General features: G+C 68.7%; 11 protein-coding genes. 3 read left to right on the top strand and 8 right to left on the bottom strand.

The window, feature by feature from the left end; genetic code table 11:
• Positions 1 to 195 precede the first annotated feature (195 nt).
• Entirely contained in the window at positions 196 to 1,368 is a 1,173-nt protein-coding gene (locus N7590_RS15165) for a DUF418 domain-containing protein (protein ID WP_053512154.1), read from the top strand.
• 92 nt (positions 1,369 to 1,460) lie between these two features.
• On the opposite strand, the gene dinG is transcribed toward N7590_RS15165, so the two are convergent.
• From dinG to aroE, 3 genes are all read right to left on the bottom strand, one after another.
• Positions 1,461 to 3,563 (bottom strand): ATP-dependent DNA helicase DinG, encoded by a 2,103-nt coding sequence (dinG, locus tag N7590_RS15160; protein ID WP_164242653.1) that lies wholly within the window; start codon positions 3,561 to 3,563, stop codon positions 1,461 to 1,463.
• Positions 3,564 to 3,718: 155 nt separating this feature from the next.
• Positions 3,719 to 4,072, bottom strand: coding sequence for a hypothetical protein (locus tag N7590_RS15155; RefSeq protein WP_164242654.1), 354 nt, complete (start codon positions 4,070 to 4,072; stop codon positions 3,719 to 3,721).
• A gap of 3 nt (positions 4,073 to 4,075) precedes the next feature.
• Positions 4,076 to 4,921, bottom strand: a complete 846-nt coding sequence (gene aroE, locus N7590_RS15150) for a shikimate dehydrogenase (protein ID WP_164242655.1) — start codon at positions 4,919 to 4,921, stop codon at positions 4,076 to 4,078.
• A gap of 48 nt (positions 4,922 to 4,969) precedes the next feature.
• Between aroE and N7590_RS15145 the strand changes: the two genes are divergently transcribed.
• On the top strand, positions 4,970 to 5,833 hold the full coding sequence (locus N7590_RS15145) for a hypothetical protein (RefSeq protein WP_279935704.1): 864 nt from the start codon (positions 4,970 to 4,972) through the stop codon (positions 5,831 to 5,833).
• A 278-nt stretch (positions 5,834 to 6,111) separates the two neighbouring features.
• Here N7590_RS15145 and N7590_RS15140 read toward each other — a convergent pair whose 3' ends face one another.
• The 4 genes from N7590_RS15140 to N7590_RS15125 all read right to left on the bottom strand — a co-directional run bounded on the left by N7590_RS15140 (position 6,112) and on the right by N7590_RS15125 (position 8,711).
• Positions 6,112 to 6,381 (bottom strand): SHOCT domain-containing protein, encoded by a 270-nt coding sequence (locus N7590_RS15140; protein ID WP_164242656.1) that lies wholly within the window; start codon positions 6,379 to 6,381, stop codon positions 6,112 to 6,114.
• A 32-nt stretch (positions 6,382 to 6,413) separates the two neighbouring features.
• The gene (gene hemB, locus N7590_RS15135; RefSeq protein WP_053451102.1) at positions 6,414 to 7,403 is read right to left on the bottom strand and encodes a porphobilinogen synthase; all 990 of its coding nucleotides are present in this window, start codon (positions 7,401 to 7,403) and stop codon (positions 6,414 to 6,416) included.
• Positions 7,404 to 7,422: 19 nt separating this feature from the next.
• Entirely contained in the window at positions 7,423 to 8,340 is a 918-nt protein-coding gene (locus tag N7590_RS15130; RefSeq protein WP_164242657.1) for a bestrophin family ion channel, read from the bottom strand.
• 122 nt (positions 8,341 to 8,462) lie between these two features.
• Positions 8,463 to 8,711, bottom strand: coding sequence for a hypothetical protein (locus N7590_RS15125; protein ID WP_006475755.1), 249 nt, complete (start codon positions 8,709 to 8,711; stop codon positions 8,463 to 8,465).
• 184 nt (positions 8,712 to 8,895) lie between these two features.
• On the opposite strand from N7590_RS15125, the gene N7590_RS15120 reads away from it, so the two are divergent.
• A complete protein-coding gene (locus N7590_RS15120; protein WP_008267941.1) occupies positions 8,896 to 9,363 on the top strand; it encodes a hypothetical protein in 468 nt (155 codons plus the stop codon).
• A gap of 223 nt (positions 9,364 to 9,586) precedes the next feature.
• On the opposite strand, the gene N7590_RS15115 is transcribed toward N7590_RS15120, so the two are convergent.
• Complete coding sequence (locus N7590_RS15115; RefSeq protein ID WP_049455985.1) at positions 9,587 to 11,386, bottom strand: DUF885 domain-containing protein; 1,800 nt, start codon at positions 11,384 to 11,386, stop codon at positions 9,587 to 9,589.
• Between the last annotated feature and the right edge of the window lie 65 nt (positions 11,387 to 11,451).

Raw genomic sequence — 11,451 nt, 5'->3', positions numbered from 1 at the left:
GTCACCAGCGCGTTGAAGGCCTACGCCCTGCTCGCCACCAGCGCCGACAAGGGCGCCGTGCGCAACACCGCCCTGCTCGGCGATTGACCCCTGTGTGGTAGTGCCGGCCGCTGGCCGGCATCTGCACAATGCGTCTGCACATCGATGAGGTTGCCGGCCAGCGGCCGGCACTACCGATCCGGTACGCTGCAGGGCATGACCCACCGCCCGCCGCGACAGCCCCTCATCGATGCCCTGCGTGGATTCGCGCTGCTCGGCGTGTTCCTGGTCAACCTGCGCTTCTTCTCGCTCGATGCGCTGATGACCGAGGCCGCGCAGCAGGCGCTGCCCAGCGCGGCACTCGACCAGGCCATCCGCACCGGCATGGAATGGCTGGTGGACATGAAGGCAATCACCCTGTTCTCGCTGTTGTTCGGCATGGGCGTGGCGATGCAGATGGACGGCCATGCGCCCGGCAGCATGGCCGCCCACCTGCGGCGGATGGCGGTGCTGCTGGTGATCGGCCTGCTGCATTCGGTGCTGCTGTGGTGGGGTGACATCCTGCTGGTGTACGCACTGGTCGGCCTGCTGCTGCCGTTGTTCCGGCACCTGGGCGATCGTGCCCTGCTGTGCAGTGGCCTGTTCATCGCCCTGCTGCTGCCGCCGCTGCTGTCGCCGTGGATCCGCGAATGGGTGGCCCTGCTCACACCGCGCGCGCAGATGAACGCTACAGCGCTCGAGGCACTGGCGCACGGCAACCTGGCCCAGGCGTGGTGGCACAACCTGCAGCTGGCGGCATGGCTGAAGCTGAGCAACTGGGCACTGCTGTTCTTCGTGCTCGGCCGCTTCCTGCTGGGCTACTGGGCCGGCCGTCGCGGCCTGCTTCAGCAGCCGCAGGCACACCGGCCGCTGCTGCGCTCGATTGCCCTTGGTGGGCTGCTGTTGACGGCCGCGTTCCTGTGGATCGATGCCCACGCCGATGCGCTCAAGCAGGCATGGCCGGCGCTGCGTGCGGGCGTTCCCGGCTACCTGCTGCGCGTGTCGTACCGCGTTGCGCCACTGGCCTTGGGCATCGCGGCGGCCGCCATCTTCGCCCTGCTCTATCTGCGCCCATGGGCCGAACGCGTGCTGCGCGTGTTCGTCCCGGCCGGGCGCATGGCACTGAGCAACTACCTGCTGCAAAGCGCCATCTGCGTGCCGTTGTTTGCCGGCTTCGGGTGGGGTATCGGCCCGCAGCACGGGCTGTGGCCGGTGCTGCTGGTGGCAGCGGTGGTGTTCCCGCTGCAGCTGTGGGCGAGTGCGTGGTGGCTGCGCGACCATCGCTTCGGGCCGGTGGAATGGCTGTGGCGCAGCGCCAGCGAAGGACAATGGCTGCCACTGCGGCGCTAGCCATCGGGGACGGAACGGATCAGGTCGTTTGTGCCATTTGCGTCTTAATCCCCTCCGTCCCCGTTTTGCCGGCCAGCGGCCGGCACTACAGGTCAGCCGATCACGCGCTTGAACGGCGGCAGCGCGTCGATGATGCGCTTGCCGTAGCGGCGGGTCAGCAGCCGCGAATCAAGAATGACCACCCGGCCGGTGTCGGTGGAAGTGCGGATCAGGCGGCCGGCGAACTGGGTCAGCGTGCGCAGCGCGTGCGGAATCGCGATCAGGTTGAACGCGTTGAGCCCACGCCCTTCGAACCACTCGCTGAGCGTGGCGGTCTGCGGGTCGGTCGGCACCGCGAACGGCACCTGGGTGATCACCACCGTGGTACAGGCTTCGCCGGGCAGGTCGAGGCCCTCGCCGAACGAGTTCAGGCCGAACAGCACCGAGCCCTCGCCCGCCGCGACGCGGCGCAGGTGTTCGTCGATCAGCCGGGTCTTGGACATATCGCCCTGCACCAGCACCTGCTTGCGGCGCGCGGCCGGCATCAGGCCGGCCACCTTCTCCATCTTCCAGCGCGAGGTGAACAGCACCATCGAGCCCTTGGCCCAGTCCAGCTCGGTGTCGAGGTAACGCGCCACTTCGCGCGGGTGGCCCTCGCGGTCGTCCGGCGTGACCGGGAACCTGGGCACGATCAGCTCGGCCTGGTTGGGCAGGTCGAACGGCGAGGACAGCGAGACCATCTCGGCCTCTTCGGGAATACCGTTGTCGATCGCCAGCGACTGGAAATCGCCGCCGCCGGTCAGCGTCGCCGAAGTCATCACCACCGAATCCACTTCGTCCCACAGCAGCTTGCGCAGCACGTGCGCGGCCGACACCGGCGAGCCGTGCAGCACCAGGTCGCCGTCGCGGGTGGCGGTGACCCAGCGCGCCATCGGCGGCGCGCCGTCCTTGTCCTCGCGGCGCCACGCCTGCCAGAGGTTGTACTGCTGCTCGATCATCTCCAGCGCCATGCCCAGGTTGCGCTGCAGGCGCTCGCGCGCGGCATCGTCCGGCTTGCCCTTGGCCACCTGCGCGGTGGCCGCATGCGCCCAGTTGTAGAGGCTGCGGGTATCGTCGGCCAGCGCTTCGATCGGCTCGCGCCAGGCCTCGGGCAGGCGACCGTTGGCGGCGCGCCACATCGGTTCCTCGTCGGCCGGCGCCGGCATCCACACCCGTTCGATGTGGTCACGGAAGGCACGCAGCTGCTTGGCCACGTTGCTGGCCACCTCGATCGCTTCGTTGGGCAGCAGGTTGCCGAGGCGGTCCTTGTCGACCGCGCGGTAGGCGCCGGCGATCAGGATCTGCAGGCGGCCGGTGCGCTTGGCCATCTCGTCCAGTGCCAGGCTGGCCGCGCCCTGGTCGATCGCCACGTTGCCGATGTGATGGCCTTCGTCCAGCACCAGCAGCATGTCCGACGGCGCCGCGATCAACGGTTGGCCGTTGTCGCTGTCGCCGATCGACAACGCCGACAGCAGCAGCGCATGGTTGGTCACCACGATCTGTGCGTCACGCACGGTATTGCGCGAACGCAGTACCGCGCACTGCGCCGAATAGGCACAGCGGCGCCCGGCGCAACCCGAAGCCGGCGTGGTGATGCGGCTGCGCAGGCCGGGGCTGATGGTTTCTGGCGCGTTGTCAATGTCGCCATCCCAGCTGCCGCCGGTGAAGGCGTCGGTCAGACGCTTGGCGATGTCCATCTCGATCGGCGCCAGCGGCCGGTCGAACAGCGGCGCGTCATCCTCGAACATGCCGCCCTGCGAGCCCTCGCCCTGCGCCTCGGCGGCATTGCGCGTGCACAGGTAGCGGGTACGGCCCTTGGCCAGCGCCACCGTCGCTTCCAGGCCGGTGGCCTTGAGGAAATTCGGGATATCACGCTCGACCAGCTGCGACTGCAGGGCCACGGTGCCGGTGCTGATCACCAGCTTCTTCTTGCTGGCCAGCGCGATCGGCACGCCCGCGGTGAGGTAGCCCAGGCTCTTGCCGACGCCGGTCGGCGCCTCGACCACGCCGACGCCACCGCTTTTCGACAGCGCACGCGACACCACGCCGATCATCTGGCTCTGCGAGCGGCGGGTGGAGAAGCCGGGGGTATTGGCCTGCAGCGTCGTGTACGCCTTGCGGATCGCGTCCTTCAAGGGGTCATCGAGCGTGCGCGGAGCGGCGACGGTTTCGGTCACGCCGGGAAGTACCGTGGCTGGATCAGGCCGGTCATTGTCGCATGGCCGGCGACGTCCGCCGCCGCTGGCACCCTGAACGGGGCAGCGACGACGCCGGGCAGCGGGATGAACACGCCGGGCGCTACAGGCGACGGCCCAGGGCCGTCACCGGGGTGTCACTGCACCGGGTTGCCGCGCAGCCGCAGCAGGCGCACCAGCGCCCATACCAGCAGCACCACGCCGATGGCCTCGACCATCGCCAGTGCGAAGTGCAGCACGCCGAGCACGGCGCCCATGCCCGACACGGCACCAAAGTTGCCACTGCTGACCAGCCACATCGGCAGGATGCCGGCGGCCAGGCCGCCCAGGCAGGACAGCAGCAACAGCAGCAGGCCGACCAGCGCGCCGGTACGGGTGGCATCGCGCGGCGCGCCGACCACCCAGACCAGGCCCACGCACAGTGCGATCAGCACCGGCAGGCGTACGCCGACCATGCTCAGTACGGTCAACAGCAAGGCGGTGCTGTCCATGGTTCAGTCCTCGCCGGCCAGCACGGCCGCACCCCGGCGCAGCGACTGGTAGACCTCGTCGGTCTGCGGGCGCACGCCGTGCCACTGCAGGAAGCTCTCGGCGGCCTGTTCGACCAGCATGCCGAGGCCATCGACGGTATTGCGGCAGTTCGCCGCGCGCGCCCAGGCCAGGAAGGCGATGGCGGCTTCGCCGTAGTTCAGGTCAACGGCGGTGGTCATCGAGTTGACCAGCGACAGCGGCAGCTTGAACTCGACATCTCGGTCGCGGCCTGCCGAGGTGGCGTTGACGATCAGCTCGAAGTCGCCGAGGTCGCGCAGGTCTTCCCAGTAGCGGCTGATCGCGCGGCCCGGTTCGCCCATCGCGTCGATCAGTTCATCGGCGCGTTCCGGCGTGCGGTTGACCACCACCAGTTCGGTGATGCCGGCATCAAGCAGCGCCGGGGCGACGCTGCGTGCGGAGCCACCGGCGCCAATCAGCAGCATGCGGCGGCCACGCAGGTCCAGGCCGTGGCGGTCGGTCAGGTCGCGCACCAGGCCGATGCCATCGGTGGTGTCACCGTGCCAGCGGTCGCCCTTGCGCAGCAGGGTGTTGACCGAGCCGGCGCGGCGCGCCCGTGCGGTCAGCGTGGTGCACACCGAGAACGCGGTTTCCTTGTGCGGCAGGGTGACATTGGCGCCGACACCGCCTTCGGCGGCGAACGCCTCCAGGCCGGCCAGGAATGCATCCGGGGCCAGGTCGATTGCGCGGTAATCCACCGCGATGCCTTCCTGGCGACCGAACGTCGCATGGATCTGCGGCGACTTCGAGTGGGCAACGGGGTGTCCGAAGACGGCGTAACGGTCGGTCATGGAATCCTCAAGCTGGCTAGACTGATGCTCTTTCGTGCACGGACCCGGATGATGCGCATCACCCCGCCCCTGCTGGTGCTCGCCGCCAGTCTACTCTCTGCCCCCGTGGCGATGGCGTTGAACGAGTACGGCATCGAAGGCATGGGCGTGGTCTCGACCCGCGCCGACGAGGGCCGCGCCACGATCAGTGCCGATGGCCAGCGCATCGTTTTCGCCCGCCGCAGCGAGTCCGGCTGGAGCCTGTGGGAGGCGCGCGTGGTCGATGGCCGCTGGCAGCAGGCGCAGCCCCTGCCGGTGGACGTGGCCGATGAGGCCCGCGATCCCTACCTCAGCCGCGATGGGCGCTGGCTGCTGTTCGCGGCCGGCCGCGACGGCAAGCTGGCGCTGTACCGCGCCGCGTTGGCCGCCGACGGCCAGCTGGGCCCGGCGCAGCCGCTGGCCGGTGACGGCGGGCGCCAGGAAGAGCGCGGGCCGGCCCTGAGCGCGGATGGCCAGCGCCTGTTGTTTGCCCGCCAGCAGGGCGATGGCGCCGGCTGGGACCTGTTCGTGGCCGCGCTGGACGCCGACGGCAGGCGCAGTTCCGCCACCGCACTGGGCGCGTTGAACAGCGCCGAGGACGAGACCGACGCTGACTGGCTCGGCAATGATGGCGCGGTGGTGTTCAGCCGTGGCAGCGGCGCGACCGCGGAGGTCTGGAGCAGCGGCTGCGCGTGGAGCGGCGTGGCGCTGCAGCCGCTGGGGCTGTCGTTCAACCAGCCCGGTGGCTGGACCGGCGCGCCGGTGATCGACAACGCCAGGCCGGGCGAGATGCTGGTCGCCAGCAGTGCGGCCAAGGCGCCGCGTGCCGGCGGCGTGGATGTGTACCGGTTGGCGGTACCGAAGGTGGCAGCGGTGCCCGGGTGTATCCGGTAGATCCACGCCACGCGTGGATAGCCGTCTGGTAGATGCCAACCTTGGTTGGCATGCAGGAAGGTGCCAACCAAGGTTGGCACCCACCATATGGATGCCGGCCAAGGCGCCGCGTGCCGGCGGCGTGGATGTATACCGGTTGGCGGTGCCGAAGGTGGCGGCGGTGCCCGGGTGCGTGCAGTAGATCCACGCCACGCGTGGATAGCCGTCTGGTAGATGCCAACCTTGGTTGGCATGCAGGAAAGTGCCAACCAAGGTTGGCACCCACCCATGCGGATGCGTCAGCGCGACAACACCCTGGCACGCTGCTGCTCGTACTCGACCTCGCTCAGCTGGCCTTTGTCCTTGCGCTGGTTCAACGCCGCCAGTTCGGCCTGCACGCTGTCCGGAAGGGCCTGCTCACGGGCCACGTGACGGGCCGCCGACAGCTGCTCCGGCGGACGCTTGCCGGCCCGCCAGGCCGCGATGAAGACACCGACGATGATGGCGCCGAACACCAGCGTACCGATGCCCCAGATCAACCATTGCATCCATCCCAGTTCGGGTCCCATCGCGCATTCCTCCGTCTATCGTCGCGCTATTGTCAGCGCTCGCGCAGCCATCGCGCCACCTGCGGCGCGAAATAGGTCAGCACGCCATCGGCACCGGCCCGCTTGAAGCCCAGCAGCGACTCCATCACGCAGGCGCGCTCGTCCAGCCAGCCGTTGGCGAAGGCGGCCTTCATCATCGCGTACTCGCCGCTGACCTGGTAAGCGAAGGTCGGCACGCCGAACGTCTCTTTGACCCGGCGTACCAGGTCCAGGTAGGGCATGCCCGGCTTGACCATCACCATGTCGGCGCCCTCTTCCAGGTCCAGCGCGATTTCGCGCAGGGCTTCGTCGCCGTTGGCCGGGTCCATCTGGTAGGTCTTCTTGTCGGCCTTGCCGAGGCTGGCCGCGCTGCCCACCGCATCACGGAACGGGCCATAGAACGCCGAAGCGTACTTGGCCGAGTAGGCCATGATGCGCACGTTGATGTGGTTGGAGACATCCAGCCCGCGGCGGATCGCACCGATGCGGCCGTCCATCATGTCCGACGGTGACACGATGTCCGCACCCGCCTCGGCATGCGACACCGACTGCTTGACCAGTGCGTCGACGGTGATGTCGTTCAGCACGTAGCCCTTGTCGTCGATGATGCCGTCCTGGCCATGCGTGGTGTACGGGTCCAGCGCCACGTCGGTCATTACCCCCAGCTCCGGGAAGCGCGACTTCAGCGCGCGGATCGCCCGCTGCGCCAGGCCGTCCTCGGCCCACGCCGCCGACGCGTCCAGCGACTTCAGCGACGGGTCGATCACCGGGAACAGGTCGATCACCGGAATGCCCAGTTCCAGCGCTTCCTCGGCCACCTTCAGCAGTTCTTCGATCGACAGCCGCTCCACGCCCGGCATCGACGGCACTGCAGTGCGGCCGGCAAGCTCGTGCACGAACACCGGGTAGATCAGGTCGTCGGTGGTCAGCGTGTTCTCGCGCATCAGGCGGCGCGAGAACTCGTCATGGCGCATGCGGCGCGGGCGGTAAAGCGGGTGGGACATGGCAGGCTCCGAGGAGTGGCTATTGCAACAGGTAGCCCTGCGGCAGCAGGGGTTCGGGCAAGGGGCGTTCGCCGAGCGCGTCGAGCTGGTCGATCTCGATCGTGCGCACCAGCGCGTCCAGCGGCAGGTCGTTCGGCTCCAGGCCGAACGGGTCTTCCATTTCCTCGCCCAGCTGGTCCAGGCCGAAGAAGGCGTAAGCCAGCACCGCCGACAATACTGGCGTACCCCAGCCCAGCGAACTGGCCAGGCCGAACGGCAGCAGCACGCAGAACATCCACGCGCAGCGGTGTAGCAGCAGGGTGTAGGCGAACGGCAGTGGTGTGGTGAGGATGCGCTCGCAGCCGGCCTGGATCGACGACATCGCGTGCAGGCGCTCCTCCAGCTGGGCGTAGAGGATCGGGTCGAGGTCACCGGCGCGCAGGGCCTGGGCCAGTTCGGCGGCGATCATCGACAGCAGCGCGTCAGGCACGTTCTCACGCTGGCCGAGTTGTTCACGCTGGCGCTTGTCCAGCCACGGCAGGGCCATCAGGGCCACGATGCGCCCGCGCAGGCGCCCGGCCAGGGCATGGGCGAAGGCCGTGGTGACATAGGCGATGCGGCGGCGACGGCCATGGTCATCGGCCAGCAGCAGATTGACCTGGCGGGCCAGCGAACGCGATTCAAAGACCAGCTGGCCCCACAGCTTGCGGCCTTCCCACCAGCGCTCGTAGCAGGCGCTGTTGCGGAAGCTGAGGAAGATCGACAGCACCAGGCCGAGCAGGGTGAACGGGGTGACCGAAACGCGCTCGATGCCGGTCGGCGGTGCCAGTTCAACCACCGCGGCGACCGCGATGGACAGGATCAGGATCGCCAGCACCTTCGGCGCGATCGCTTTGACGATCGAGCCGCGCAGGATGTACAGCAGTTGCCAGCCGTGGGGACGGGGTCGGATGATCATCGGGCAGCCGCGCCGGGCGCGGATTCACAGGCACGCGGGGGGCTCGCGCAGCCGCTCATTGTACGCCCCCACCCGGCTGTGGGCCGTGTGCCTGCGACGCCCTGTCGCACCCCGGGACGGGCTCAGATCACGCCGCCGCCCAGGCCGAGGCGCAGGATGCCGACCACCACCACGATGCCGTTCAGGACCAGCCCGGCCCAGGCCCGGCCGCGCTTGCTCGGGTGGGTGAACAGGATGCCCAGCGCGGCGATCACCGCGCCGACGGCAGCGAACGGGATCAGGAACCAGTTGCCCCAGCCCAGCAGCGGTATCAGCGCCAGGATCATCCACAACAGCGCCAGTACGCCCCACAACAGACTGATCACACCCATGCCGCTCTCCCGCCGTTGGTTCCTGGGCCCACCATAGACGTTCCCGCCGCTGCCGCCTACTGCCATTGGCGGGGCTGTCACCAGGGCCGTGCTAGCGTGAGGTGGTGCGTGCCCTGGCCCGGGTGTTGGCCCCGATTCAGAGTGGCCCGCCGATGATCACAACCAGTCCTGCAGGGGTGATGCCATGAACATTCGTTGGGCCGCGTTGGCGGCCATGCTGCTGGCCGCCGCCGGTTGTGCCAGTACCTCCAAGGTGATGCTGGGCCGTGCCCGCGCGCCGATCGACCCGGCCCAGGTGCAGATCTATTCGACGCCGCCGGCCGGCTCCCAGGAAATCGCGCAGCTGGAATCGGCATCCGCGGTGGGCTTCGGCACCCAGGGCCAGACCGATGCCGCCGTGGCACGCCTGAAGCGCGAGGCTGCAGCGCTGGGTGCCAATGGTGTGGTGCTGATGGGTGTCGGCAGCAGCGGTTCGCCGGTGGGCATGTCGGTCGGCGCCGGTACGTTCGGCTCGCATGTCGGTGGCGGCGTCGGCATCGGCATTCCGACCACGCAGAAGCGCGCCGCCGGTGTCGCGATCTGGGTACCGAATCCGCAGCCGCCGGCACGGCTGCCAACGCAGGTGATCACGCCTCCGCCGCCGCAGCGGTGACCTTCCCGGGTCAGCGCCGGTAGTGCCGGCCGCTGGCCGGCAACCTCAGGAATGCTTCCTGCGCCAAGGGAATGCCGGCCAGCGGCCGGCACTACCCCTGCAACAGACGACGCATCGTTCTGGTAGGTGCCAACCTTGGTTGGCACGAAACCCACGGCGCCGACCAAGGTCGGCATCTACAGACGGCGATTGCCGGGCAGCGGCCGGCATTACCCGGCGATGCTCAGCGCTTGTACTTCGGCACGAACACCTTGTTCACCGCGTCGGCCAGCTGGTCCGGCGGCAGCAGGCCCTGGTCGAGCAGGAAGTTGTTGAACGCCAGGCGGTCGAACTTCGCGCCCAGCGCCAGCTCGGTCTGCATGCGCAGTTCCAGGATGCGGGTGTAGCCGTAGAAGTAGCTGCCAGCCTGGCCCGGCATGCGCACCATGTAGCGGTCCAGCTCCTGGGTGGCCATCGCCTTGGACAGGCCGACCTGCTCCATCAGCACGCGCTCGCCGTTGGCACGGTCGGTCAGGCCGAGATTGAGCATCGGGTCAAGCATCGCGCGTGCAGCGCGCAGCAGGCGGAACTGCAGCGCGATCATCTGCCCGTCCAGCGGCTCGTACGGCACCATCTCGGCTTCGGCATACAACGCCCAGCCTTCCACGTTCACCGAATTGAACGCGAACATGGTGCGCGCCAGCGAGATGCCGCGCTCGACCATCGCGGTGAACTGCAGCTCGTGGCCCGGGCGTCCTTCATGCGCACTCAGCGTCCATGCCGCTGCCCCGAAGTTGAAGTCGTCGTACTGCGCCCCCGGGCCCGCGGCCGGGTTGCCCAGCGGCAGCACGAAGGTGCCCTGCTGCCCGGTGTTGTTGACCAGCGGTGCCGGCAGGAAGTGCGGGGCGGGGCTGGCCGCGCTCTCGGCGGCCGAACCCAGGCGCATCTGCATCGCGCGCTTGGGCACGTCGACGATGGCGTGCTCGCGGATCAGCGGGTCGATCGCATCGATCACCTTGCGGTAATGGCCTTCCAGATGATCGTCAGCGATCTTGTCAGCCTTCAGCGCGCGGATCACCGCCACCGGGTCACTCGGATCGGCCACCTTCAGGCCCTTGTCCTTCACCACCAGCGGCGCCAGCTGCTGCATCGCCGAGCGGGTTTCCATGAACTCCAGCTGCGCACGCTGCATCAGCAGCTTCGGATCGATGTCGATGCCCACCTGCTTGAGCTGGTACGCGTACAGCGGCGCCGGCAGGCGCGCATCGGCACGTGCCTTCGGCAGCACCTCGGTGCGGGTCCAGGCCGCGTAGTCCTTCATCTGCCCGGCCAGGGTCTTCATCGCCTCGTCTGCGCCGGCGATCTGGTACTTCTTCAGCAGCGACTCGATGCCGGTGATGTAGGTCTCGACGTTGTCCAGCGACTGCTGCACTTCGATCTTCGTCGGCTGCAGCAGCGTGCTGTCCTTCAGCCGCTCTTCGTAGCGCTGGCGCGCCAGCGTAGTGAAGGCGGTGCCACCCGGCTGCAGGCCGGCATAGGCCTTGAGGCGGTCGACCGCCTTGGCGCGGCGCTCGGCCGGCACCTGGTCGGACAACAGCAGGTTGAGGCCGCTGAACACCGTCTGCGGCGCATCACTCCACGGCAGCAGGTACTTCTCGTTGAGCTCGCTGCCTTCGATGTTCTGGCTGGCGGCATGGATCATGATCTCCAGGTCCTGGCGGACGTTGGGATCCTGCTCGGTGGCCAGCTTCGCCTTCAGTTCGTCGCGTGCCTTGGCCATCGCGGCGCGGTAGCGCTTGCCGTTGTCGGGGCCCAGGTCGGCCACCTTGTCGTCGTAGCCGGGCACGCCGAAGAAGCCGGTTTCTTCCGGCTGGAACGGCCCCTGCGCATCCAGCAGGATCTGCGCCAGCGCATTGCTGCGGGCGACCCAGGCCGGGCTGGCCGGCGTGGTGGCCTTGGCGGCGGGTGCGGCCAGGGCCGGCGGTGCGGACAGCAGCGGGGCGGCAGTCAGGGCCAGGGCAACGGCCAACGCGATCGGCTTCATGGTGCACTCCAGGACAGGGTTGCCCGCACCCTACGCGTTCAGTGCGGCGGCGACAATCGGCCGGA

It is taken from the genome of Stenotrophomonas sp. GD04024, assembly GCF_029837545.1.
In the GTDB taxonomy this organism is placed as follows: Bacteria; Pseudomonadota; Gammaproteobacteria; order Xanthomonadales; family Xanthomonadaceae; genus Stenotrophomonas; species Stenotrophomonas forensis.
Note: the sequence above shows the minus strand (reverse complement) of the source record. Positions and strands in the feature narration are given on the sequence as shown.

Bases quoted from the DNA above. Each gene is read 5' to 3' on its own strand.
- N7590_RS15140 (WP_164242656.1), bottom strand. From the start codon at position 6,381: ATGGGACCCGAACTGGGATGGATGCAATGGTTGATCTGGGGCATCGGT.
- N7590_RS15145 (WP_279935704.1), top strand. From the start codon at position 4,970: ATGATGCGCATCACCCCGCCCCTGCTGGTGCTCGCCGCCAGTCTACTC.
- aroE (WP_164242655.1), bottom strand. From the start codon at position 4,921: ATGACCGACCGTTACGCCGTCTTCGGACACCCCGTTGCCCACTCGAAG.
- N7590_RS15120 (WP_008267941.1), top strand. From the start codon at position 8,896: ATGAACATTCGTTGGGCCGCGTTGGCGGCCATGCTGCTGGCCGCCGCC.
- N7590_RS15130 (WP_164242657.1), bottom strand. From the start codon at position 8,340: ATGATCATCCGACCCCGTCCCCACGGCTGGCAACTGCTGTACATCCTG.
- hemB (WP_053451102.1), bottom strand. From the start codon at position 7,403: ATGTCCCACCCGCTTTACCGCCCGCGCCGCATGCGCCATGACGAGTTC.
- N7590_RS15115 (WP_049455985.1), bottom strand. From the start codon at position 11,386: ATGAAGCCGATCGCGTTGGCCGTTGCCCTGGCCCTGACTGCCGCCCCG.
- N7590_RS15155 (WP_164242654.1), bottom strand. From the start codon at position 4,072: ATGGACAGCACCGCCTTGCTGTTGACCGTACTGAGCATGGTCGGCGTA.
- N7590_RS15165 (WP_053512154.1), top strand. From the start codon at position 196: ATGACCCACCGCCCGCCGCGACAGCCCCTCATCGATGCCCTGCGTGGA.
- N7590_RS15125 (WP_006475755.1), bottom strand. From the start codon at position 8,711: ATGGGTGTGATCAGTCTGTTGTGGGGCGTACTGGCGCTGTTGTGGATG.